Origin of the sequence: Pseudomonas sp. NGC7 (assembly GCF_047159675.1) — a bacterium.
Classification (GTDB): Bacteria; Pseudomonadota; Gammaproteobacteria; order Pseudomonadales; family Pseudomonadaceae; genus Aquipseudomonas; species Aquipseudomonas kermanshahensis.
Genome location: NZ_BAAFZY010000001.1, coordinates 1,994,470 through 2,018,023 on the forward strand (window position 1 = coordinate 1,994,470; position 23,554 = coordinate 2,018,023).

Sequence of the window (23,554 nt, forward strand, 5' to 3'; positions counted from 1 at the left end):
AAACGCCGGGTTTTGTCCCGGCGTTTTTTTTGGGGGGGGAGGGGCACCGAGCTTATTCTAAGTGCCCCTTCTGATGCTGGCTTATTTCACTTTTTGATCGCAGCGTTTGGGTTGGGTTGTAGTGTGAATGTCTTCGGTTTGAAAACTTCGATCTCTGCCGCGTCAATTGAGTGCTGTAACTCGGTGCAAAACCTCTCTGCATCTTTAAAGCCTATTTGGCATATCTTGCTGGGGTCGTAATTCCACCACTGCAGCCGGAGCAGTTCGGCAATTATTTCCTCCGAGAACCGATACTTCAGAACTTTTGCAGGATTACCACCCACAACCGCGTAGGGGGGGACGTCCTTTGTAACCAGTGCACCAGCGGCTATCACGGCCCCGTCGCCGATTGTAATACCCATCCTCAATGTTACATCGCGACCAATCCAGACATCATTTCCAATTTGCGGATAGGCCTTTCTGTCATATTTGTGCCAGTTGTACTGCTTTGTCTGCTCTTCGTTAGTGAAGTCGCGGACGAGATCGTTACCAGGCCTAAACGTGATGATAGAAGTAGTCACGAGGTCCATGGGGTGATGAGAGTCAAGTATGACGAGGCCAGTCGAGATTGAGCAGTATCGCCCTACCTTCATTGATTCAGCCAGGGCTGAATATGAGTATGAGAGTGAGCCGATGGAGCACAGGCCGGAGTACTTGCCTCCTCCTATGCTGCCTCTGTATGAGCCTTTGTAAAGAGCTGAGTGGCTCTCTATTGTCACTGCCCGCCAAGAAGGAATCGGTTGGTCAAGGGTCAGCCAGCCGTACTTTTTCTGCGACGGTTTCGGAGAGTTGAGTTTGAAAAGAATGCGGTTATTCCAAAACTCTTGTGCCAGGGCTTGAGTTATTATCATTTTACTTCCTACTCATGCTGCGCGCCGGCAAGTGGCAACGTGGCGCGGTGTGGGGCCCGGCCAGCGTAGCCGAGCGTAGAGGTCGCCCGATGATCGAGTGCCTTTATAACTATGTCAATTATTCTTCTTAGAGCTAGAGAAGCCTCCGCAGGAATTTCTCAAAGTCCCAAGCCTATAAGTACATTCAAAGTGCTTAAAGAGTGCAGCATGGTCACCCAGTGGGCAACCCAAACTTAATGCCCCACCTGTTCACAGGTGGGGCATTAAGTACTTTAAACAGCGACCAAGGGAGGTGCTCCGCGGCTCGGTGCAAGAACTTTTTTTGCGATCCTGAGATTGCCGGATTCCCAGACCTCGTCTACCGCTTCCGCAATTAGCTTGTAGGATGAGCCGAGTGTGCGCCGGGGTAAGTAGGACTCCATAAACTGTAGTGTGCGTGCATCTGGGCAGGTGACCTGGCGGATCATGTCCACCATCTCATCAAAGCTGTTGGCATGCAGTCCTAGACGCTCATGGAATATATGGCTTTCCGCCGAGCCGAGATCGTCATAAAGGTTGCCTTCACCAATAAGCCAAGACGGGAAGATTACAGGTTTACCCAGCGCCCACGCTTCATAAACAAGTGTGCCACGATCGGCGATAACAACATCCGCTTCGATGAGCTTTTCAAAAGTCGGTTTTTTGGACTCTCGTAGGTTTGGATGGAGCGAGACATCGTAATCGAAGAGCGTACGCAATCTATCTTCGTAGTGAAGAATGCCCGGATAGCTGGAAATCACGCCAGCTTTGCTTTCAGCGTTATGCGTCGGCGCCCACAAGACCTTAATCTTGCGGAAGGGGGAGAGTTTTCCGAGCTTCTCCGCCAGCGTTCGTTCTGACAAGTACTTACGCTGGGCAGCCAGCAGCGTATCGATTCGTGGCCAACCTACGACCTTAATCTGATTAGCCGACAATTCCACGCCACGGGTTGTGAGCAACTTACGCTTGAGCCAATCACCCGGCACGCAGACCGTTCGATACTTGTTGATCTCAAAGCCCCGTTGAGGGTCGCGTCGGGTCAGGTAATTCTTATCGGCAAGGCCATGAGACATCATGACGTGTGCACGTCGATAAATGAAAAACGTTACGTTCACCGCGCCTGCCCGTGTTACCACGGGCGCTTGCGTTGATTCCCAGTCGGGCAGCTGTGCGTCGATGCCCGCAGCAAATTCCTGCTCCAGCAAGCGGAGATTTTCGCTGGCAACGTAGGTGTAATGAACCTGTTTGCGGTCACTCATCGCATCCGACCTCAGGCGACCGCAGGGGTCGCTGGGTTTTTCAGGTGAGATTTGATCAAGCTGCTGGAGATCTCTGGAGTGCGAGACAGATATACGACTTCGCAAATGTCGTTAAGGAAGTCGAACTTGCCCTGCCAATCATCCCCCATCACAAAAATGTCAACATTATGAGCGATGATGTCTTCTCGCTTCTGCTCCCAAGTGAGTTCGGGGATGACGAGGTCTACGTGACGGCAGGCTGCTACGAGTTGGCTTCTGTCGGCGTAACTAGAGTACGATTTTTTGCCCTTGCCTTCGTTGAAGCTGTCCTCGGAGACGGCCACAATCAAGCGGTCGCCCAGGGAGCGTGCGCGCTCGAGCAAGCGAACGTGGCCGACATGGAACAAGTCAAAGGTGCCGTAGGTGATTACGGTTTTAGCACGAGTGCTCATGTGATCTTCCTGATTATGAGTCGATAAAATGTTATCGAATGGTTAATGGACGAAGTGCTTCAAAGACTGTTGATAAAGTCTTTACATTCCTCATCGACTTTGTAACGTGATCGCGACCACGTTACCCCGTGCTTAATGACTTTTGCCGGGATGCCGACCGCGAGTGTGCACGCGGGTACATCTTTCGTGACCACGGATGCCGCGCCTATTATCGCACCTTGGCAGATTCTATTGCCCGGCAGAACGATGACGCGCTTGCCAAGCCAGACGCGTGGTTCAATGATGGTCTGAGCGTCTTCAGAGTTGATCAGCTCAAGCGTGTCGATATCGACGATGCCATGGGCATCATGGCCTTGTATGACGACATCTTCACCAATCAGGCATTGCTTGCCAATACTGATACCGGTGCCATGCACAGCGATGTGCATACCCCGTGAGGTAACAGCATCGCCCACGCAAATTGTCGGCTTGAGGTTGTTAAGGCGAATGTCAAACTTTCCTTCGCATTTCGCCCCAATGAATACCTTTGCGTGGCTCTGACGGAACATCACCCGGATCTGGGCGGTGTCACTGAGGATGACGAGTGTGCAGTTGACAACTTTCTTCTTTCCCAAGAACTTGATTTCGACATTCTTCTTTCGTTGGAGAATATCGTTGTAGATCTTGGCTGTGGTGAATAGCTTGCAGCTCGGCTCGAAGAAGTCCGGCAGTATCTGCTTGGCCGCCAACTCGCTCAGGGCATACTCCTTGATCGGGAGTGTGCGTGTCTCTACGTCCAGCATCGTATCGATGCTGGTTTCGGGAAACATTGATTTAAATAGCTTCTCAATCACTGGATTTTTCCTTGATCCTGGTCGTCTAGGCAAGCTTACGCACTAGGTGAGGGGCTATGACGCTCCCACGGGGCGCTTTGGAATAGACGCTGATCGAAGAAAATCTGAGTCTGATTCTTATAGGTGGTGTCTTCTGCGCTGCCATTGCCATCGTTAAAGCAAATGAGCTTGTACTTGAAGCGCTCTTTGTTGACCACTCGGGAGATATTGGTGGGGCGAATGATGATACCTGGAGCATCTGCCTTGACCGCCAGGCCCGATGCGTAGGCAAAGTGGTGATAGAGGAATGATGTTAGGTTGATATCATCCGGGCTACGGCGTTTGGCCGATCGTGTCAAGGTGAAGACTTCTGGGAATAGCCCTTCGATCTTTTCTAATACCGACTTTTTCAAGCAGTAGGGTACATGCCGATGGAGGTTTTTGGCTTCGTAACTCGGGAAAACAGTCCGTAGCAACTTGCGTGAGTTGCTAGCAGCGACCAAATAGTCTGGTGTCTCTTCGTTGATTGCGTCACCGGCCATTCCGTAAGGTTCGAAGTAGGCAAGTGAGCGCCCGATCTCATCGAAGAAATCAGTCGGCAGGCACGGCTGGCCTAGGACAAAATCATCGTTTAGGTAGATGAAGTTTTCGCTAAGTCCTGGTATCCGATGCAGGCATGCTTCGATGGCGTGCGAGTTGAAGTTCGGAAGCACATCGGTATCTGGGAAGATCTCGTTGTGATCAACCCATACTACCTTTTTGTCATCGCGCAGCCATTCTGGTTTCTGGCAGTTAGAGACAACATAGATCTTGTTCAACCAAGGTGCGTACTTATTCAGCGAGCGTAGCGAATAGCGGAGCTCGTCGTTATTGGTATAGCGGTCTGGATCGAAGCCTTCTTCCGGGAAGGACTCTGTCCATAAGGTTTGCCAGTTTTCGTCTGTGTGGTTTACCCAGGTGTAAACCGCGTCGATGGTCTGATAATCCACGCGCTTGGCTTTGGGGGCGTAGATTTCTTCAAACATATCTATTGGGAAGCGGCGCTGCCATGCCCGGCCCGAGCGCATGGTGGCTTCACCCGTAGCGGCGAGGTCGTAGAGGTAGAAGTGCAGAACATGGGTCTCGCCAAGGATATTGCACAGTTCGACGACAAAATCTGGACGTTGCGCTAGCGCTGAACAGACTGCTTTCACATCAAAGCGGTCATCTGCACGCGAGGCTAGATTGAATCCACCGCCTAGGGTGTAGATTGTTACATTGGTCGGTGTGGATTCTTTTAGTCCGGCGATGAAGCTGATCAGGCCGTTGAGATACCCGCTCCACAGTACCAAGCTGTTAGGGTTGACGCCGTCCTCGGCGCCTATTCCAGCATTGAGATACTTGCGAATGTACTCCGGCAGCCCCAGGCGATTCACCTCTAAAAGGTCGACACTGCGTGTCACCGTCTGAGGTTTTGCTTCGGTCTTGGTGATAGCTGCAGGTGGAGCATCCTTGAAGACACGTTTACGAAACATGTCATAGAAAAACATGTTTGGGTCACGAAGAAATTTCCGTATTTTTTTGTACTTCACTGGCTTTTTATTCATTTAATAAAAATCTCAAACGTCGCTTGAAAGTATCGAATCTGTCTATGTGGCCTGGTTTGTTCTCGAAGAGCGCTGAGTAGTCGTCGACGCTTCGATCAGACAGGCGACAGGCTTCGATAAATTCTTCCAATAGGCTTTTGGAAATGTCGTCGCCCCAGTTCCTGTTGTGAGTTTCCACGAATCTTGAGTAATTAGATTCCCGTCTCTCTTTGTGCGCGATTACATTAGGTCGTTCATGATAAAGATGGAAAACAAAATCTTTGTTTAATAGAGCATCAAGAGAAAGGCGGCCTAGCGCGCGCCTGAACCCCGAGGTGAACAATGGCGAGCGCGCACTCTTGTTAGACATCATTTCTCTGCATGGCTGCAATGATCCATAATGCTGCGCCAAACGCATCATGAAGTCGAAGTCTTCGTAACCATGCCCGCTGTAGGATTCGTTGAACTGGCCGATGGCAGCGTAGTCATCACTTTTCATCAAAGTGACAGACGAGGGATTCGCCAGGTGCAGGAATTCTTTTCGAGAAAACGAGAAGTATTTTTCTTTCAGTAAAGCTGGGGTTGTTTTCCCCTTGCAAAGGTCTTTTGACCCTTTGGCCGTCAGATACATGCAGGGGAGGAAATAGAACGGGGAATGCTTGGCGGCTATAAGGTCTCTGTATTTTTCCAGGAGGGAAAAGTCGGGCCAAATGTCGACGTCCAGTAAGGCAATCAGCTCCGTGTTCACCACTTCGAATGCTCTGTTTCGGAGCAAAGATGGGTTCACTGAACCTGTATAGTGCTTTTTGGCCAGCAGCGTAGTATAGCGGTTGTTCTCTAGGCTTTTTTTGAGGCGCCGGTCATTGAGGCTGTTCTGATCGTTGAGCGAGAAAATCAGAGGTATGCGCGCGCTCTCGGCAGCGTCCGACATCCGGACTGCTTTTCGCAGAATATCCAGCGGACGTTGTGATAAGTCGAGAGGTACGATAATCGAGATGTCATTCATCGTTCAGGTTGCTGTTTACTCAGGACTGACGGTTATGCCGGTGTATTCAAGAGTCGGTGACGATGAGGTGGTCCATCTGACTCGCTGCGCGTAATCATGCCCGGCTGCCCGGGCATGTTTACGCCAGCTATCAATTCACACCAGTCGCGCGTCCCAGAACCATGGTTTGCACGATCGGGGAGATGACTTTTTGCCACTCATACACGGCTGCGTTTGTTACGTAGATCGTATCGTCTGGTTTAACCATCACCTGGCGGGCATAGAAAATGGCCGCAGGGTCTCGCATGTTCAGGCGCAGGACGACAGGTTTCGGTTTGCCAGCCTCCATGCGGAAGACGAAGACGCCTTCTGCGTTGGCGCTGCCTTCGCGCAGGCCACCTACGCTGCCCAATGCATCGAGCAGGCTAGTATTGCGGTCGGGCAAGTCTTTCAGCCCTGGCGATGTTACAGCGCCCATGGCGACGAAGCGCTGTCGTGCCCTGTCAAGCACTACTTCAGAGTTCGGGCGCAAAACCATGTTGTTGCCTGCCAAAACTTCTTCATAGTTGAACTGTTGGACTTGGCTGCCGTTGCGCACAGTCACGTTAACCAAGTGAGGCTCGAGTACCGGGCCTCCCGCCTGGTTGACAGCGTCGAGCAGGGTCAGCGGACCCTGGAGGGTGCTGAAACGTCCTGGGGTTTTAACCGCGCCAGCAACCAGTACCGAGCCCGACAGGTCACCTACCAGCTCGACGTGAGTCTGCACGTCTGTAGTAATGCCTTTCAATTGACGATGGATCATGTTTTCAACTTGATTCAATGTCATGCCGGCGACGAATTGGCGGCCCACATAAGGGAGAGATAGCTTCCCTTCAGAGTCAATACGAGACTTGAGCTGTGTGCCACCCGTAGCCAGCGGGGCGAACAGAGACGAGCCTTCCGGTGCGGTGTCAGCGATCAATACATTGAGTGTGTCACCTGCCATTAGCCGTACTTCCGGCGGCACGGGCTTGGTGACCGTTGCCAGCACCGGTGGAACAGCACCTCGCATGTAGGGCGCGATGGTCTTCGCGTCAATGTCGACGAGGGTGTAGGCCTCGGTTTTACTTTCGATCGCGCCTTTGTAAGGGCCTGCGCCGGAAATCGTACCGCCGCAACCGGCCAGGCTCAGGCTTGCCAGGGCCAGTGCTGCCAGCTTCAGGTTGAAGGTGCGAGAGACAGCCAGGGATTTAATCACGATGATCCTCGATCGAAGCCAGAATGAAGCGGGTGATGCCGTAGAGCATCAACAGGCCAAGCAAAATGGTCGCCAGGTTGTACCAACGTTCTGGGTACAGGGCGAGTTGTGGGGTATTTGGGCTAACAACTGTTACTAGCGTCCGAATTTTCTTACTAGCTTCGATGCGGGCGTTGTCAACAGCGGCAACAGCAGTCTTGTAGCTTTCTTCAGCGATCCCGGCATCCAGCGTCAGTTGTTGGAAGCGCGAGGCCACTACGTTCAACTGTGTACCTTGTGGGGAGGAGACCAAAAGGCGTTTTTCTTTACTCAGCTGTTGAGTAATCGATTCAACCTTCTGACGCTGCTGCCTGACCTGAGGGGCATCATTGCGCAGTTTGAAGGTCATCTCGGTAAGGAGGGCCTGCTCCTTCGTGTATTGGCTCTCGAGGTCGGCAATGATAGTTGCCCGACTTTGGGCTGTGGTGCCGCCGTCAAGAACCTTGTTCTCGTTCTGGAACGTCAGCAGTTGAGTTTTGCGTTTGGCGTAGTTCAGCCGTGCGGTTTCCAGTTCGCCTTGGGCGAACTTCATTTGTTCGCGTGCAATCTTATGGCTGACTTCGTTGACGAAGTGTTCGCTGGCTTGCAGGATGGTGCGAAGCATCTTCTCGGAAAGCTCAGGCGTGAAGGCCTGGACTTCTACGCGCAGCAGGCCAGTCGTTTCGTCGTAGTGGGCTGAAACCATGCGCTGGTAGTACTTGAGCAGGTCTTCACGTTCGGCATTCTCATCCAGCCAGAAGAAAATGTCGCTGCGCTGGGCGGCATACTGCTCAATCCAGTGCACGCGCTCTTCCAGTAGCAACATCATGTCTGTCGACGTTATGTACTCACGAAGGTAAAGCGTTTCCTCTCGCGACGCCGGGTTGGTCCCGGTCAAAAGAGTCGCGAGACCTGGGACCTGCGCTGCCTGGTTATTGCCGTCTTGACGCACCACCACTTGGGAAGAGCTGACAAAGCGGTCAACGGCGAACGCACCGTAGTAGACGACCGCCAGGACCATTGGTAGGGCGACCATTGCGATTGCTAGGCCCCAGCCCTTGAATTTACCCGTGCTGCTCATAATGTGATGCATCCTTGAATGGAACAGTCTTGCAAAAAAATATTATTAGGCGCTATAAGCTTTGATGCCTTCGATCACGTCTTCGTAAATCTCTATTTCGCCATCTTTCACGAGCAAAACGATATCGCAGAGTTTGCTGATTTCTGACATCGAGTGTGACACGAGTACAACATTGGAGGTCTTTAGCTTCTCGCGAAAAATCTTCCTGCACTTACGTTTGAACTGAGCGTCACCCACCGACATGACTTCGTCGATTAAGTAGTAATCGAAGTCAAACGCCATGCTTAGGCCAAAGGCAACGCGAGAGCGCATACCGGACGAGTATGTTTTAATCGGTTCGTCTATCCAGGTGCCAATTTCGGCGAACTCTTGGACAAAGCGAATCTTCTCGCGCATTGCTTCGCCTTCTGCGCCATAGACTCGGCAGACGAATTTGATGTTGTCCCTACCGGACATACTGCCTTGGAACCCACCCGTCAAACCAACCGGCCAGGAGATACTTCTGTCGGTGACAATCGTGCCCGAGTCAGGCACGTCGGCCCCACCTAGGAGCCGCATGAGTGTTGACTTGCCAGCGCCGTTACGGCCGATAAGGCCGATGTTCTTCCCAGGTGGAATAGCTAGCGACAGATTCCGAAAGACATATCGGCGCCCCTTGGGCGTCAGATATGACTTGGTGACGTTTCTCAATTCGAACACGGTAGCCGGGCCTTATCCATTCTTGGTGGAAATCAAATGCAGCCTGCGTGCCCTGTAGCTGCCCAGCGAAATGAACAACAGCACCAGGGTGAAGCCAGTCACGTAACCGATTGAGATGCCGTCGACCATTGCGTAATGCGGCAGTACCTCGCCGCGAATCAGTTCGGTCAAGTGAAGAAACGGGTTGAGCAGCAGGATCGGCATCAATGCGTGTGGCAGGTACGCCGCAGGGATGAGTACCCCTGATATGAAATAGAGGGGGAAGAAAACCATGCGTATGACCAGCTTCAGGCTAGGTAAGGCATGCGTGATCAGCGCCAATACCATGCCGAGACTGAACGCAAAAAGCAGGCCAAGCGTCAGTGTCATGAACCACATCAGTGGGTTGTTGATGGACATATCGAACCCCCACCAGGCAAAGCCGAACACGATAAGGGCGTAGACAAGCCCGCTGATGCAGGCTTCGACGATTACGCGTGCTATGTAGGTGTCGAGGGGTTTGATCTGTTTGTAGCCGAACAGGGATCGGTTCTCCCGTAGGCTGTCCATCAACCTGAGTGCCGTGTTGCGGTAGAGCAAAAACGGAGCCATGCCCACCAGCACGAAAACGGGGTACTCGACCCCGGAGATCGTCCGGCCACGAATCATGGTGTACAGCAGTGAGAAAATCAGCAGATGGCAAATTGGCTCGATCAGGATCCAGACCGCGCCCATGCGTCGATCCCCAATGCGGGCTCGTGCCTCGCGCAGGACTAGGGCAAAGATGACTGATTTCTGAATCTGCAGCGACGAACGAGGCTTCAAGATGGTTACCGCAAAGCAAAGCAGCGCGCCTAAGCACGCCGGAATTCATCTTCACGAAAGGCCCGATTCCCTTGGCGGGTAGGCTGGGGATTTCCCGGATACTTCCATGTTCTAAGGTGCGCGAGGGTAATTCGATAAGACGCAAGCGTCAAGAAAATTGAGCGAATTTGCAATCTTAAGCCTGCTCGATTCACTCGATCTGTGGTGATAGCGACACAGTCACCTCTCTGCACATCTCAATAGTTGGCTGCAAGATCCGTATGTCGGCAGGGGCTAGATGATTAGGGGCTGTAGCCCAAGAGCTGCATAGTTATGGGTGGTGTCAAAAGATATCACCTCGGGATGTGCCAGTTTACACGGTGGGTCCGTCTTGGCCCTTATAACGTCGATATCCACTGATTGCGCTGGCAATGCGACCTGCTCAATCGACTGTTATCTCAGCACAATTGCTACAAAATAGGACTCAATGCTGGCTAAAATTTATCCATTATGGCTATAGAATTCAGAAGCTTACGGGCTCAGATGGGTTTTTGAGGCCTGTATGATTGGTTCGAAAGGCATCAATTGCGTCAGGTTTGAATAGGGCACGCGATGTCCCAGCTGTCTCTCCACAGGCAGATCGGCATTTTTTGGGGGCGATTGAGATCTGAAAGGAGGCTGACTAATAGAGTCAATGTCACGATGGCGGCCAAGCTTACAATTTATCCCGCCAGCCATTCCCCTAGCGAGCACAGTGCCTATAATGCCCGCCGAAATTGGCAGCAGCTGGCTGTTGTTCATGGACAGATTATGCATCAAGGAAATCATTCGCAATGCCGTACTACCGTAACCCCCGTGATGTGACGGCCCTCCCTGCCTGGCAGGCGCTTCAGCACCACCGTGAGGCCATGCAGAACTTCAGCATGCGCGAAGCCTTTGCCGCTGATGCCAAGCGCTTTGATCAATTCTCCCTGAGCAGCTGCGGCCTGTTCCTCGACTACTCGAAAAACCTGATCACCGAGCAAAGCCGCGACCTGCTGGTGAACCTGGCCAACGAAGTCGGCCTGCAGGATGCGATCAAGTCGATGTTCAGCGGCGAGATCATCAACGCCTCCGAAGGCCGTCCGGTGCTGCACACCGCCCTGCGCCGCCCGGTGGGCGACAAGCTCAGCGTCAACGGCGTCAACGTGATGCCGGAAGTGCACAAAGTGCTTAACCAGATCACCGAACTGGTCGGACGCATTCATAACGGTCTGTGGCGCGGTTACAGCGAAAAGCCGATCACCGACGTGGTCAACATCGGTATCGGCGGTTCGTTCCTCGGCCCTGAACTGGTCTCCGAAGCGCTGCTGCCCTACGCACAACGCGGCGTACGCTGCCATTACTTGGCTAACATCGACGGCAGTGAGTTCCACGAACTGTCGGCCAACCTGCGCGCCGAAACCACCCTGTTCATTGTCTCGTCGAAGTCGTTCAACACGTTAGAGACGTTGAAGAACGCCATGGCTGCGCGCACCTGGTACTTGGCCCATGGCGGGGCGGAATCCGAGTTGTACCGGCACTTCATTGCCGTCTCCAGCAACAAGGCTGCCGCCGTCGCCTTCGGTATCCGTGAAGAGAACATCTTCCCGATGTGGGACTGGGTCGGTGGGCGCTATTCGCTGTGGTCGGCCATCGGCCTGCCGATCGCCTTGGCCATCGGTACCGCCAACTTCAAGGAGCTGTTGTCTGGTGCCTACACCATGGACCAGCACTTCCAGACCGCGCCGTTCGATCAGAACATGCCGGTGCTGCTGGCCCTGCTGGGCGTGTGGTATGGCAACTTCTGGGGCGCCCGCAGCCATGCGATCCTGCCGTATGACCACTACCTGCGAAACATCACCAAGCATTTGCAACAGCTGGACATGGAGTCCAATGGCAAGAGCGTCCTGCAGGATGGAACGCCGGTGAAGACCGAAACCGGCCCGGTTATCTGGGGCGGCGTTGGCTGCAACGGGCAACATGCTTATCACCAGCTCTTGCACCAGGGCACCCACCTTATCCCTGCTGACTTCATCGTACCGGTAGTGAGTTTCAACCCAGTGGTTGACCATCATCAATGGCTGTACGCCAACTGCCTTTCGCAGAGTCAGGCGTTGATGCTGGGCAAGACCCGCGATGAGGCAGAAAGCGAGCTGCGGGAAAAAGGCCTGAATGAAGCAGATATCGAGAAGCTGGCCCCGCATAAAGTGATTCCGGGTAACCGCCCAAGTAACACCTTGGTTGTCGAACGCATTAACCCGCGCCGTCTTGGTGCACTGGTTGCAATGTACGAGCATAAAGTCTTCGTGCAGAGCGTGATCTGGGGTGTGAATGCCTTCGATCAGTGGGGGGTCGAGCTGGGTAAGGAGCTGGGCAACGGCGTATACGGGCGTTTAGTCGGGAGTAACGATGAGGCTGCTGAAGATGGCTCAACGCAAGGTCTGATCAATTACTTCCGTGGTCGCCACCGCGGCTGATTGTTTTTGCCGAGAAGTCATAAACGAATCGCTCGTGCCCATTGCTGAGAAGCAATGGGCACGAGCGATTTACGAATGCGGCCCCGCAAGTGCGCGCCCTATATCTACCCTAGTTAGGTGTCGAGTCTCGCTTTAAGGGGCGAACTACTTTGCTTGCGTTTTTGTAGGAATGTTCATAGTCAGAAGTCCGAATGTAAGTATTACCTTAAGGTACTTTTCGTGCAGGTTATAAAATATTTGGATTAAGGCTAGTCATCATGTGAAGTGTGGGGCCATGGCGCTTTATATGGGTATACGAAGCTCCGCTATTTGCTGTCCCATTTGGTAACGATTCATCGAGCCGCCTGTCTAGTTAGAACAATGGAATACCGCTAGGGTTGATTGCGCAGCCAAAGGAACGCTGCTGCTAGATAAGACCAACCCAAGGAGTGATCCCTAATGCGCAATACCGTTCTGTCCTACCTGCTTCTGCCCCTGTTCGCCAGCTTGTCCTTCTCGGTCAGCGCCGCCCCCGCCAGCACCACCGCCATGCAGGAACCAGTGCCAATCGTCACCCACATGGAAGCTCAGACCACCCGCCTAGACCTGAACAAGGCCGATGCCCCAACCCTGCAAAAAGAACTGAACGGCATCGGCAAGGCCAAGGCTGAAGCGATCGTCGCCTACCGAGAAGCCAACGGCCCATTCGCGTCGGTGGACGAGCTGCTGGAGATCAAGGGAATCGGCAATGCGTTGCTGGAGCGTAATCGGGACAAGGTAATGGTGGAGTAATCAGCAGTCGGGCTGGGCAGGCGATGCTTGGCTCAGCCCATTTATGGACGTCTGCATTACTTAAGCATGGAGAGGTATAGGTAAAACCAGCTGGAACTCGAGCGGAGAGTGGGTTGGATTCTTCGCGGGCAAGCCCGCTCCCACAGGTCCAGCTGCCACATGTAGAGAAGGGGCGGACTAAGGCCTTTTCATTTGGCATGACAGCGACGTCGAATGGACGTTGCTGTCTTCTACAGGGAATGGAGCAGGGGGTTTAACGGTCCTGCGCGTCCTTCGCATCGGCTTCAGCATTGCGCTCATGCACCTTGCGCAGTTGCTCATCCGTCAACGGCAGTTTCTTCGCCGTATCTCGCAGCATCATCAAGCCGCCGACAATCGAGCCGAGGGCTATGATGAGTATCAGCCAGGCATACCAGGGCATTGTCGTTCTCCTTTGATCATCATGGGGCGGCGCTTGTATGAAATTTGAGCAATTGCCGGTTCCTTTGGTTCAATTATAGAAGTCAGGCCTTGCAGGGCCAATTCCATGACCCGCGGCCCCCAAAGCCTGCGCCACTTCGTTTACAATGCGCGCCGTTTTCGACTTGCCAAGAGACCCTGACCATGTCCGCCTGCCAGACGCCCCTGATCGTCGCCCTCGACTTCCCTACCCGTGAGGCCGCTCTGAAGCTGGCTGACCAGCTTGACCCTGCGCTGTGCCGGGTAAAGGTTGGCAAGGAGCTGTTCACCAGCAGTGCCTCGGGCATCGTCGAAACCTTGTGTGCCAAGGGCTTCGAAGTATTCCTCGACCTCAAGTTCCACGATATCCCCAACACCACGGCCATGGCCGTCAAGGCTGCCGCCGAGATGGGCGTGTGGATGGTCAACGTGCATTGCTCCGGTGGCCTGCGCATGATGTCGGCCTGCCGTGAAGTGCTGGCCAAGCGCAGCGGCCCGCAGCCGTTGCTGATTGGCGTGACCGTGCTGACCAGCATGGAACGTGAAGACCTGGCGGGTATCGGCCTGGATGTTGACCCGCAAGAACAAGTGCTGCGCCTGGCGGCATTGGCCGAGAAGGCGGGCATGGACGGGCTGGTGTGCTCGGCGCTGGAGGCGACGGCACTGAAGGCTGCGCACCCTTCGCTGCAACTGGTGACCCCGGGTATTCGCCCGGCGGGTAGCGCTCAGGATGACCAACGCCGCATTTTGACCCCGCGTCAGGCGTTGGATGCTGGCTCGGATTACTTGGTGATCGGGCGGCCGATCAGCCAGGCGGCGGACCCGGCACAGGCTTTGGCTGCGGTTGTAGCTGAAATTCGCGGGTAAGGGGCTGGGTTGCGTTTGCGTTTGCGTCGGTAGGGGTTCGCCACAGCAGTTTTGGTGCCTGTGAGATCGAGCGCCGCCCGCGCGGCGCATCGCGAGCAACGCTCGCTCCTACGTTTGTTTCGGGCCAGTTATTCCTGGGGCAAACGCGCGCGAACGCCTTGTTTATTCGACGCGATATCGCGCCATGCGCCAAGGCGGTCGCGCGCGCCTGCTACAGGCGTTATTGGCCAAAAACAAACGTAGCGATGCGCCGCGCGGGCGGCGCTCGATTTACGCCCCGATACAACAATCGAGACAGGCACTGAAATCCAGGGCCTACGCTGTCAGACCTTCAACACCAACTTGCCAAAATTCTCGCCGCTGAACAGCTTGAGCAGCGTCTCTGGGAAGGTCTCCAACCCTTCCACCACATCTTCCTTACTCTTCACTTTGCCAGCGGCCAGCCAGCCGGCGATTTCCTGCGCGGCTTTGCCGTAATCCTTGGCATGGTCAAATACCACAAAGCCTTCCATGCGCGCGCGGTTCACCAGCAGCGACAGGTAGTTGGCCGGGCCTTTGACGGCTTCTTTGTTGTTGTACTGGCTGATGGCGCCGCAGATGACGATGCGGGCCTTGAGGTTGATGCGGGTGAGCACGGCATCGAGGATCTCGCCGCCAACGTTGTCAAAGTACACGTCTACCCCTTTCGGGCATTCGCGCTTGAGGCCGGCCAGTACGTCTTCGGCCTTGTAGTCGATGACGCCGTCGAAGCCGAGTTCGTCCTTGAGGTATTGGCATTTTTCGGCGCCGCCGGCGATGCCGACCACATGGCAGCCTTTGAGCTTGGCGATCTGCCCGACGATGCTGCCGACTGCGCCGGCGGCGCCGGAGATGACCACGGTGTCACCGGCTTTGGGTTGGCCGACTTCGAGCAGGGCGAAGTAGGCGGTCATGCCGGTCATGCCCAGGGCCGAGAGGTAGCGGGGCAGGGGGGCGAGGCTGGGGTCGATTTTGTGCAGGCCTTGGGGCTCGCCGGTGAAGTAGTCCTGCACGCCGAGCGGGCCGCTGACGTGGTCGCCGGGTTTGTAGTCGGGGTGGTTGGAGGCCACCACTTCGCCGACGCCGAGGGCGCGCATCACTTGGCCGAGGGCCACCGGGGGGATATAGGACTTGCCTTCGTTCATCCAGCCGCGCATGGCGGGGTCGAGGGACAGGTACAGGTTGCGCACCAGAATCTGGCCTTCGCCGGGCTGTTCGGCGGGTACTGTCTCGAAGCTGAAGTCGTCACGGCGCACGGCGCCGACCGGGCGTTTGGCGAGCAGGAAGCGGCGGTTGGTCTGGGTCATGGCGGGTCCTTGTGGGCAGTTGATCGGTGTAGGGGCAATTTACCTTGCTGATGCAGGTTGTAGCGCAAAATCACTGGTAGGCATGGTAGCTCAACCGTGGGTGTGATGATGCTGCACGGGGGGGAAGGGGGTGACTATGCTCTGGGGCAGCGGGTGGGTGATGGTTGGTGGGTGTTTGGCGCGGCATTGGGTAATGGCCGGCAGGTGTTCGGCGGAAGATGTTTGGTGGCCGGGAGATCGAGCGCCGCCCGCGCGGCGCATCGCGAGCAACGCTCGCTCCTACGTTTGTTTTTGGCCAGTAACGCCTGTGACAGGCGCGCGCGACCGCCTTGTTTGTTCGACGCGATATCGCGCCATGCACCAAAGGCGGTCGCGCGCGTTTGCCCCAGGAATAACTGGCCCGAAACAAACGTAGGAGCGAGCGTTGCTCGCGATGCGCCGCGCGGGCGGCGCTCGATCTCACAGGCGCCACCCTCTCCAGCCCCGCACCTAGCGGCCCTGATGCAATCCCCCAAAAAACAACCAGGAGCAAACGATGAGCATGACCTTTTCCGGCCAGGTAGCCCTGGTCACCGGTGGCGCCGCAGGTATCGGCCGGGCAACGGCGCTGGCCTTCGCCCGTGAAGGCTTGAAGGTGGTGGTGGCCGACCTCGACCCAGTCGGCGGTGAGGCCACGGTGGCGTTGATTCACGAGGCGGGCGGTGATGCGATGTTCATCGCCTGCGATGTCACCCGGGAAGCGGATGTGCGCCAGCTGCATGAGCAGCTCATCGCCGCCTATGGCCGCTTGGACTATGCCTACAACAATGCCGGTATCGAGATCGAGCAGGGCCGTTTGGCCGAGGGCAGCGAGGCGCAGTTCGACGCCATCATGGGCGTCAACGTCAAAGGGGTGTGGCTGTGCATGAAGTATCAGTTGCCATTGCTGCTGGCCCAGGGCGGTGGGGCGATCGTCAATACTGCGTCGGTGGCGGGGCTGGGGGCGGCGCCGAAAATGAGCATTTACAGTGCCTCCAAGCACGCGGTCATCGGCCTGACCAAGTCGGCGGCCATCGAGTATGCGAAGAAGGGCATCCGGGTTAACGCGGTGTGCCCGGCGGTGATCGATACCGACATGTTCCGCCGTGCCTATGAAGCGGACCCGCGCAAGGCGGAATTCGCGGCGGCGATGCACCCGGTGGGGCGCATCGGCAAGGTGGAGGAGATTGCCAGCGCGGTGCTGTACCTGTGCAGCGATGGGGCAGCCTTCACCACGGGGCACAGCCTGACAGTGGATGGCGGGGCTACGGCGATCTGACAAGTCCGGGGCATGTGATCTTTTTTGTAGGAGCGGCCTTGCGTCGCGAAAGGGCCGCAGAGCGGCCCCACGATTTCAGCGTTTTGGCACAGGATGCTGGGGCCGCTCTGCGGCCCTTTCGCGACGCAAGGCCGCTCCTACAAGGGTCAGTTGCGTACTTGTAGCTGCGGGCTTTGCGCTGCAGGAGTCCGCGCAGACAAGCACAACGCCAACCCAACCAGCACGCACCCCAGCAGCAGCACCCCACCAAACACCAGCAAGGCCATCCGTGACCCCAAGCGGTCGCTCAGCAACCCGGTAAAGATCACCGGCAAGCTGAAGCCCAGGTACGCCAGTAGGAAGAACCCGGCACTGGCCCGGGTTTTTTCTGTGCCGGCCAGTTGGTTCACCGCCGCCAACCCGCCCAGGTAGATAAACCCGTAACACGCACTGCTGGCCGCCACCGCGCCCAGCAACACGGCCCCCAGTCGCCCAGCATCGGCACCCCAAGCCAGCACCGCGTAACTGCACGGCAGAATCAGCAGCCCCAGCAGCGTGGCCTTGAGGCTCGACAGGCGACGTGCCATCGGCTGAAACAACAAGCCGCAGCTGATCACGCAGAAGGTCGAAAACCCCGACCAGGCACTCAAGCCATGCTGGCGCAAAATCCCCGGCAGCAGGGCGATGACCAAGCCAACGCAGGCCCAGGCCAGCAAGATGGCCAGGCCATAGGCAACGCTGCCGCGGGGGTAGCACGGCAGCCGCAGCATGGCGCTGCGCTGTGTCGGGCGCGGGTCGGGCAGGCGCCAGACCAGCACCAGGGCAATGGCGGCGAGTAGCAGCTGCAGGTGGAAGCTGCCTGGGGTCAGGCTCGGGCCGCGCAGCAAGAACAGGCTGGTAAGCGCGGCGCCCAGGCCAAAGCCCAGCGAGGTGCTGGCGGTGACCCAGTTGGCGGCACGGGGGCTGCCGTCACTGCCCATCAGCTCGCCCATGTAGGCGGTTGCCGTGGCCGAGGCAAGGCCGGTGCCCAGGCCCAGGAACAGCCGCGCCAGGCCAAGGGTTTGCAGGCTGGGGGCGAGTAGCATGAGCACCGTGGCGATCATCGACAGGATCAGCGCGGCGATGATCATAGGGCGGCGGCCAACCCGGTCGGCCAGCCCGCCGAGGGCCAGTAGTACCGGGAGTACGCCCAGCACGTAGCCGGAGAAGGCCACGGCGGTGGCGGCGGCCCCCTGGCCGGAGAGGTCGGCGTAGGTGATGTAGAGCGGGGCCTGGAGGTTGACGGCGAGGGTGATCAGGCATAGGGCGAAGGCCAGTCTGGCGGGGGCGCGGGGCATGGGTAAGATCCTGGTTTTTTAAAGGGCAGTGCCACAGGTACAGCGCAGTTCAATGGGCGGTGAAAAATCCGGGTAGGAGCAGCCTTGTGCTGCGAAGAGGCCAGTGAAAGCAGCCAAGACTTCCGGTGTTTTCACCGGCCTCTTCGCGGGGCAAGCCCGCTCCCACAGGTACAGCGTGCTCCTACCCGAATCGCGTGCGATGTGAGGGCCGCGCCGGTGTGGCAACAATGATTCCAAGCAGCCCCCGCAACCAGACACACCGCCACCCCATTTATGCTTAACTGTTCGCTCAAAACCTGCGAACACTTGCCATGCACTTCCCTCTAGACCGCACCAGCCCGACGCCCTTGGTGCAGCAGCTCACCAACCACCTGCAAACCTGGATCGGCCACCAACGCCTGCGCCCCGGCGCCCGTCTACCGTCGATCCGTGCGTTGGCGCGCAGCCAGGCGGTCAGCGCGTCTTGTGTGATCGAGGCCTATGATCGCCTGGTCGCCAGCGGCTGGCTGGAGGCGCGGCATGGCACCGGCTTTTTCGTCGCCGAGCGTAAACCGGTGGGCGAGGCGGACGATGGCTTGCCTTGGGGCGAGGCTGGCGATGGCCACTGGCGGCAGTTTCGCGAGGGCCATGACGAGCTGCTGAAGCTCGGCTGTGGCTGGTTGCCCAACAGCTGGCGTGCGGCCACCGAGCTGGCCCAGGCGGTGCGCCAGGTCAGCCGCGGCAACCCGCAGGACCTGTTCGACTACTGCCCACCGCTGGGCCTGGCCAGCCTGCGTCAGCAACTGCACAAGCGCCTGGCGCGCCAGGGCATCGCCGCCGGCCCCGAACGCATCCTCACCACTCAAGGCGCCAGCCATGGCCTCGACCTGCTGGTGCGCACCTTGCTGCGCCCTGGCGATACGGTGCTGGTGGAAAACCCCGGTTACTACAACCTGTACAACCTGCTGCGCCAGCACCAGGTGCGCATGTTGCCCGTGCCCCGCCTGGCCGAAGGCCCAGACCTGGCGGCGCTGGAGCGCTTGCTGGCCGAACACCGCCCGCGTTGCCTGTTCATCAACAGCCTGTACCACAACCCGACCGGCACCAGCCTGACCCCCAAGGTTGCCTACCGCCTGCTGGAGCTGGCCCGCGAGCACGACCTGCGCATCATCGAAGACGATATCTACGCCGACTTCCAGGAAGGCCCGGCCACGCGCCTGGCCACGCTGGACAGCGAACAGCGTGTCATCTACATGGCCAGCTTCTCCAAAACCCTCAGCAGCTCGCTGCGGGTCGGCTACCTGGTCGCCGACCCGGCCCTGCTGGCGCGGCTGGCCGAGCTGAAGATGGTCAGTGGCATCGGCACGTCGCGCTTCGCCGAGCAGGTGGTGGGGCAGATGCTTGCCAACGGCAGCTACCGCAAAAGCGTGCAACGCCTGCGGGTGCGCCTGGGCCAGCACATGGCCAAATTGCTCGGGCAGTTGGAGCAGGCGGGGTGGGAGGTGTTCTGTGAGCCTTACGGCGGTATGTTCGTGTGGGCGCGGGTACCCGGGCGTGACGTTGCCAGCTTGGAGCGGCTGGCCCTGGAGCATGCGGTGCTGCTCACCCCTGGCAGCGCCTTCGATTACCAGGGTGCGACCAGCGATTGGCTGCGCATCAATGTCGCTTACGGGCAGGATTCCCGCGCCCAGGCCTTCTTCAAACACGCAGGGCGACCTCCAGCACCCTGAAAGCGACACGCTCATAGCTATTTGACACTATTCTGGCGTCAGGCCCTTGTGAGTGCACGGGTATCGTTGCCACGCTTGGCCTTCGGCAAAACCTGACAAGGTGAAGGGGAATCGGCGATGGGCGCGACCAAGCACGGTGTTCTGGCCAACCTGGGCATGGCCCGCAAGCTCGGCCTGGGCTTTACCCTGGTGCTGTTGTTGACGCTGGCGGTGGCGGCCATCGGCATCGCCGCGTTGCACAGCGTGGGCCAACGCTTCGACGGCTTGCGCCAGCTGGCCCAGTTCAATACCGACCTGCTCAGGTTGCGCCAGCACGAACAAACCTTTGCCATGAGTTCTGACATCAAGCAGGCCGAGGCCTTGCGCACGGGCCTGCAGGGCATGGCCGAACGTGCCCGTGGCTTGCCGGCGCTGGCGGCGGCCGAGGCTGAGCTAAGCGCCTATGGCCAGGCGTTCGAGGCCTTTGTCGAAGCGGTGCAGGCCAAGGAGCTGGCGCTGGACATGGCCAGTTGGTCGGTGTCCAGCGTGGCCAACAACCTGGATGTGCTGCAGGCCGGGCTGGCCGACGACGGCACCTACACCCTCAAACAATCCCAGGGCCAGCAGGGCGGCGAGTTTCTGGAGCAGGCCGCGCAGGTGGCGCAGGTGTCGCGGCTGATGCTGCAAGCAATGGACGAAGCCCGCGTGCGCCTGGACAAGAGCCGCAAGGGTGAAGAAGGCACGGGCCAGACGCGCATCGCCCAGACCCTCGAAGCCGCAAGCCTGGTCGAACAGCTCAAGGCCGCCGTCAGTGATGCCGGGTACCAGAGTGTGCTGGGCGAAGTGGCTGGGCACATCGGCAGTTTCTCCGACAAACTCAACGAATACACCGACCTGCTGGCCAAGGAGCAGGGCCTGAAGGCGCAGCTGCAGGCGCGGGCCGAGCAGGTCACCGGCCGGGTCGACCAGGCCTACCTGGCGCAGGAGCAGGCCCTGCAAGGTGAGTTGTCGCGCAATGCCCTGGCCATTGCCCTGGCCACGGGGCTGGCGCTGTTGGTGGGTGTGCTGGCGGCCTGGCTGATCACCCGTGCGGTGGTCGGGCCGCTCAAGCGCGTCATCGCCCGTGCCCAGCGCATTGCCGCGGGCGAGTTGAGCCTGGAAGCAGAAGCGCCGCGCCGCGACGAGGTGGGGCAGTTGATGCAGGCCATGCAGCAGATGGCGGCCGGGCTGTCGGGCATTGTCAGCGGGCTGCAGCAGGGAATCGAGCAACTGGCCGGCAGTGCGCAGGCGCTGTCGGCGGTGACCGAGCAGACCAACCGCGAGGTGGGCAGCCAGAAGGAGGAGACCGAACAGGTGGCCACCGCCATGCAGCAGATGACGGCCACCGTGCATGACGTGGCGCGCAATGCCGAGGAAGCGGCGCAGGCGGCCCAGTCTGCCGATGACAAGGTCGAGTCTGGGCAAGTGGTGGTGCGTCAGAGCATGCAGCGTATCGAGCAGTTGGCGTCGGCTGCCGAGACGGCCAGTGCCGGCATCGACAGCCTCAGTGCCGAGATCCACACCATCGGCGATGTACTGGAAGTGATCAAAAGCGTCGCCGAGCAGACCAACCTGCTGGCGCTCAATGCCGCGATCGAAGCGGCGCGTGCGGGCGAGCAGGGGCGTGGTTTTGCGGTGGTGGCCGATGAGGTGCGGGCCTTGGCCCGGCGTACCCGGCAATCGACCGAGCAGATCGAGACCCTGGTGGGGAGCTTGCGCGGCAACGCCCAACAGTCGGTGGCGCAGATCCGCGGCAGTACCGAGCTGGTGCGTTTGGCGGTGGCGGATGTGTTGCAGACTGAAAGTGCGCTGGGCAGCATTGCCTCGGCGGTTTCAATGATCCAGCAGATGAACCAGCAGATTGCCGCCGCGGCCGAGCAGCAGAGCTCGGTGGCCGAAGAGATCAGCCGCAGCGTTACGCAGATCCGCGGCAGTGCTGATCAGGCGGCGTTGGCGATGCAGGACAATGCCAGGTCGAGTGTCGAGCTGGCGCAGTTGGGCACGGACTTGAAGGGGATGGTGGGGCATTTCAGGTTGTAGGCGCTTGGCGGGGCAGGTGTGTCGGTATTGAGATCGAGCGCCGCCCGCGCGGCGCATCGCGAGCAACGCTCGCTCCTACGTTTGTTTTTGGCCAATAACGCCTGTGACAGGCGCACGCGACCGCCTTGTTTGTTCGACGCGATATCGCGCCATGCGCCAAGGCGGTCGCGCGCGTTTGCCCCAGGAATAACTGGCCCGAAACAAACGTAGGAGCGAGCGTTGCTCGCGATGCGCCGCGCGGGCGGCGCTCGATCTCAACCCCGACGCCGAGCTCCCGTCATACCCTACGCGGATTCAAAATCATCAACGTCAAAACCCCCGCCACAATCCCCCAGAACGCCGACCCGATCGAGAACAGCGTCAACCCCGACGCCGTCACCATAAAGGTAATCAACGCCGCCTCACGCTCGCGCGCCTCGCTCATGGCCACGGTCAGCCCGTTCATGATCGAGCCGAACAACGCCAAGGCCGCAATCGACAGCACCAGCTCTTTCGGCAACGCCGCAAACAGCGCCGCCAACGTTGCCCCGAACACCCCGGCAATGCCATAGAAAATCCCGCACCACACCGCCGCGGTGTAGCGCTTGCTCGGGTCTTCATGGGCATGTGGCCCGGTGCAGATCGCTGCGCTGATCGCCGCCAGGTTCACCCCGTGCGAGCCAAACGGTGCCAGCAGCAACGAGGCAAACCCGGTCGCCGAAATCAACGGTGAAGCCGGCACCTGGTAACCATCGGCCCGCAGCACGGCCACGCCGGGCATGTTCTGCGAGGTCATCGCCACCACGAACAGCGGAATCCCAATGCTGATGGTCGCCCCTAGCGAGAAGCTCGGCGTGGTCCACACCGGCGTGGCCACTTCCAGGCGGAAGCCGCTGAAGTCCAGCAGGCCAAGGGCGCCAGACAGCGCCGTACCGACCAGCAACGCGGCCAGCACGCAGTAACGCGGCGACAGGCGCTTGACCAGCAGGTAGCTGAAGAACATGCCCAGCACCAGCACGGTGCGGTGCTGCGCGGCGACAAAGATCTCGCTGCCGATCTTGAACAAGATACCCGCCAGCAGCGCCGAGGCCAGTGAGGCCGGAATACGTTTGACCAGGCGCTCGAAGCTGCCGGTCAGGCCGCAGATCAGCACCAGCACGGCGCAGGTGATGTACGCCCCAATGGCCTCGCCATAGCTGACGCCGCCCAGGCTGGTAATCAGCAGCGCAGCGCCTGGGGTCGACCAGGCCACGGTGATCGGCGTGCGGTAGCGCAGCGACAGGCCAATGCTGCACACCGCCATGCCGATCGACAGCGCCCAGATCCAGGACGAAATCTGCGCAGTGGTCAGCCCGGCCGCCTGGCCGGCCTGAAACATCAGCACCAGTGAGCTGGTATAGCCGGTGAGCATGGCAATGAAGCCGGCGACCACCGCCGACGGGGAGCTGTCTGCCAGGGGCCGCAGGCGTGCGGAAGTGGCATCGGTCATGAACAAAATCCTTGTAAAGGTGTAAGCAG

The 23,554-nt window shown here is 58.2% G+C and carries 20 protein-coding genes and 1 pseudogene; 7 read left to right on the forward strand and 14 right to left on the reverse strand.

Annotation, left to right across the window (positions count from 1 at the left end):
• Positions 1–86: 86 nt before the first annotated feature.
• From ACMCNM_RS09085 to ACMCNM_RS09130, 10 genes are all read right to left on the reverse strand, one after another.
• Positions 87–890, reverse strand: coding sequence for a CatB-related O-acetyltransferase (locus ACMCNM_RS09085; protein WP_085273742.1), 804 nt, complete (start codon positions 888–890; stop codon positions 87–89).
• A 272-nt stretch (positions 891–1,162) separates the two neighbouring features.
• Positions 1,163–2,167, reverse strand: a complete 1,005-nt coding sequence (locus ACMCNM_RS09090; protein WP_085273741.1) for a hypothetical protein — start codon at positions 2,165–2,167, stop codon at positions 1,163–1,165.
• An 11-nt stretch (positions 2,168–2,178) separates the two neighbouring features.
• Complete coding sequence (gene tagD, locus ACMCNM_RS09095; RefSeq protein WP_085273740.1) at positions 2,179–2,598, reverse strand: glycerol-3-phosphate cytidylyltransferase; 420 nt, start codon at positions 2,596–2,598, stop codon at positions 2,179–2,181.
• A gap of 59 nt (positions 2,599–2,657) precedes the next feature.
• Complete coding sequence (locus tag ACMCNM_RS09100; protein ID WP_085273739.1) at positions 2,658–3,431, reverse strand: hypothetical protein; 774 nt, start codon at positions 3,429–3,431, stop codon at positions 2,658–2,660.
• 35 nt (positions 3,432–3,466) lie between these two features.
• Positions 3,467–4,996 carry a stealth conserved region 3 domain-containing protein gene (locus tag ACMCNM_RS09105; RefSeq protein ID WP_085273738.1) on the reverse strand — a complete coding sequence of 510 codons (1,530 nt, stop codon included), beginning with the start codon at positions 4,994–4,996 and terminating at the stop codon, positions 3,467–3,469.
• Complete coding sequence (locus ACMCNM_RS09110; RefSeq protein ID WP_085273737.1) at positions 4,989–5,981, reverse strand: capsular biosynthesis protein; 993 nt, start codon at positions 5,979–5,981, stop codon at positions 4,989–4,991. The genes ACMCNM_RS09105 and ACMCNM_RS09110 overlap by 8 nt, the downstream gene beginning before the upstream one ends.
• Before the next feature lie 130 nt (positions 5,982–6,111).
• Positions 6,112–7,197: a polysaccharide biosynthesis/export family protein gene (locus tag ACMCNM_RS09115; protein WP_085273736.1), complete on the reverse strand. Its 1,086-nt coding sequence runs from the start codon at positions 7,195–7,197 to the stop codon at positions 6,112–6,114.
• The gene (locus ACMCNM_RS09120) at positions 7,190–8,296 is read right to left on the reverse strand and encodes an ABC transporter permease (RefSeq protein ID WP_085273735.1); all 1,107 of its coding nucleotides are present in this window, start codon (positions 8,294–8,296) and stop codon (positions 7,190–7,192) included. Before ACMCNM_RS09120 ends, ACMCNM_RS09115 begins: the two co-directional genes overlap by 8 nt.
• A 45-nt stretch (positions 8,297–8,341) precedes the next feature.
• A complete protein-coding gene (locus ACMCNM_RS09125) occupies positions 8,342–8,995 on the reverse strand; it encodes an ABC transporter ATP-binding protein (protein WP_085273734.1) in 654 nt (217 codons plus the stop codon).
• A gap of 12 nt (positions 8,996–9,007) precedes the next feature.
• The gene (locus ACMCNM_RS09130; RefSeq protein WP_412764240.1) at positions 9,008–9,709 is read right to left on the reverse strand and encodes an ABC transporter permease; all 702 of its coding nucleotides are present in this window, start codon (positions 9,707–9,709) and stop codon (positions 9,008–9,010) included.
• Positions 9,710–10,611: 902 nt separating this feature from the next.
• On the opposite strand from ACMCNM_RS09130, the gene pgi reads away from it, so the two are divergent.
• Together pgi and ACMCNM_RS09140 are read left to right on the forward strand one after the other, a co-directional pair.
• On the forward strand, positions 10,612–12,276 hold the full coding sequence (gene pgi / locus ACMCNM_RS09135; protein WP_186679468.1) for a glucose-6-phosphate isomerase: 1,665 nt from the start codon (positions 10,612–10,614) through the stop codon (positions 12,274–12,276).
• Between the two features lie 438 nt (positions 12,277–12,714).
• On the forward strand, positions 12,715–13,047 hold the full coding sequence (locus ACMCNM_RS09140; protein WP_085273731.1) for a ComEA family DNA-binding protein: 333 nt from the start codon (positions 12,715–12,717) through the stop codon (positions 13,045–13,047).
• Positions 13,048–13,300: 253 nt separating this feature from the next.
• Here ACMCNM_RS09140 and ACMCNM_RS09145 read toward each other — a convergent pair whose 3' ends face one another.
• Complete coding sequence (locus tag ACMCNM_RS09145) at positions 13,301–13,468, reverse strand: DUF2897 family protein (RefSeq protein WP_016500979.1); 168 nt, start codon at positions 13,466–13,468, stop codon at positions 13,301–13,303.
• Positions 13,469–13,650: 182 nt separating this feature from the next.
• On the opposite strand from ACMCNM_RS09145, the gene pyrF reads away from it, so the two are divergent.
• The gene (pyrF, locus tag ACMCNM_RS09150) at positions 13,651–14,352 is read left to right on the forward strand and encodes an orotidine-5'-phosphate decarboxylase (RefSeq protein ID WP_027595997.1); all 702 of its coding nucleotides are present in this window, start codon (positions 13,651–13,653) and stop codon (positions 14,350–14,352) included.
• A 323-nt stretch (positions 14,353–14,675) separates the two neighbouring features.
• Here the strand turns inward: pyrF and ACMCNM_RS09155 are convergent, their stop codons facing one another.
• The gene (locus ACMCNM_RS09155; protein ID WP_412764241.1) at positions 14,676–15,677 is read right to left on the reverse strand and encodes an NADP-dependent oxidoreductase; all 1,002 of its coding nucleotides are present in this window, start codon (positions 15,675–15,677) and stop codon (positions 14,676–14,678) included.
• Positions 15,678–16,212: 535 nt separating this feature from the next.
• On the opposite strand from ACMCNM_RS09155, the gene ACMCNM_RS09160 reads away from it, so the two are divergent.
• On the forward strand, positions 16,213–16,974 hold the full coding sequence (locus tag ACMCNM_RS09160) for an SDR family oxidoreductase (RefSeq protein WP_186679476.1): 762 nt from the start codon (positions 16,213–16,215) through the stop codon (positions 16,972–16,974).
• Between the two features lie 146 nt (positions 16,975–17,120).
• On the opposite strand, the gene ACMCNM_RS09165 is transcribed toward ACMCNM_RS09160, so the two are convergent.
• On the reverse strand, positions 17,121–18,290 hold the full coding sequence (locus tag ACMCNM_RS09165) for an MFS transporter (RefSeq protein WP_412764242.1): 1,170 nt from the start codon (positions 18,288–18,290) through the stop codon (positions 17,121–17,123).
• Between the two features lie 311 nt (positions 18,291–18,601).
• Here ACMCNM_RS09165 and ACMCNM_RS09170 point away from each other — a divergent pair, with 311 nt between their 5' ends.
• The 3 genes and pseudogenes from ACMCNM_RS09170 to ACMCNM_RS09180 all read left to right on the forward strand — a co-directional run bounded on the left by ACMCNM_RS09170 (position 18,602) and on the right by ACMCNM_RS09180 (position 22,057).
• Positions 18,602–19,999 (forward strand): PLP-dependent aminotransferase family protein, encoded by a 1,398-nt coding sequence (locus tag ACMCNM_RS09170; RefSeq protein WP_186703944.1) that lies wholly within the window; start codon positions 18,602–18,604, stop codon positions 19,997–19,999.
• Between the two features lie 669 nt (positions 20,000–20,668).
• Positions 20,669–21,196, forward strand: a pseudogene (locus tag ACMCNM_RS09175) (HAMP domain-containing protein); the annotation flags it as partial.
• A complete protein-coding gene (locus ACMCNM_RS09180; RefSeq protein WP_371098508.1) occupies positions 21,194–22,057 on the forward strand; it encodes a methyl-accepting chemotaxis protein in 864 nt (287 codons plus the stop codon). The pseudogene ACMCNM_RS09175 and the gene ACMCNM_RS09180, both read left to right, overlap by 3 nt.
• Positions 22,058–22,334: 277 nt before the next feature.
• On the opposite strand, the gene ACMCNM_RS09185 is transcribed toward ACMCNM_RS09180, so the two are convergent.
• Complete coding sequence (locus tag ACMCNM_RS09185; protein WP_412764243.1) at positions 22,335–23,525, reverse strand: benzoate/H(+) symporter BenE family transporter; 1,191 nt, start codon at positions 23,523–23,525, stop codon at positions 22,335–22,337.
• Between the last annotated feature and the right edge of the window lie 29 nt (positions 23,526–23,554).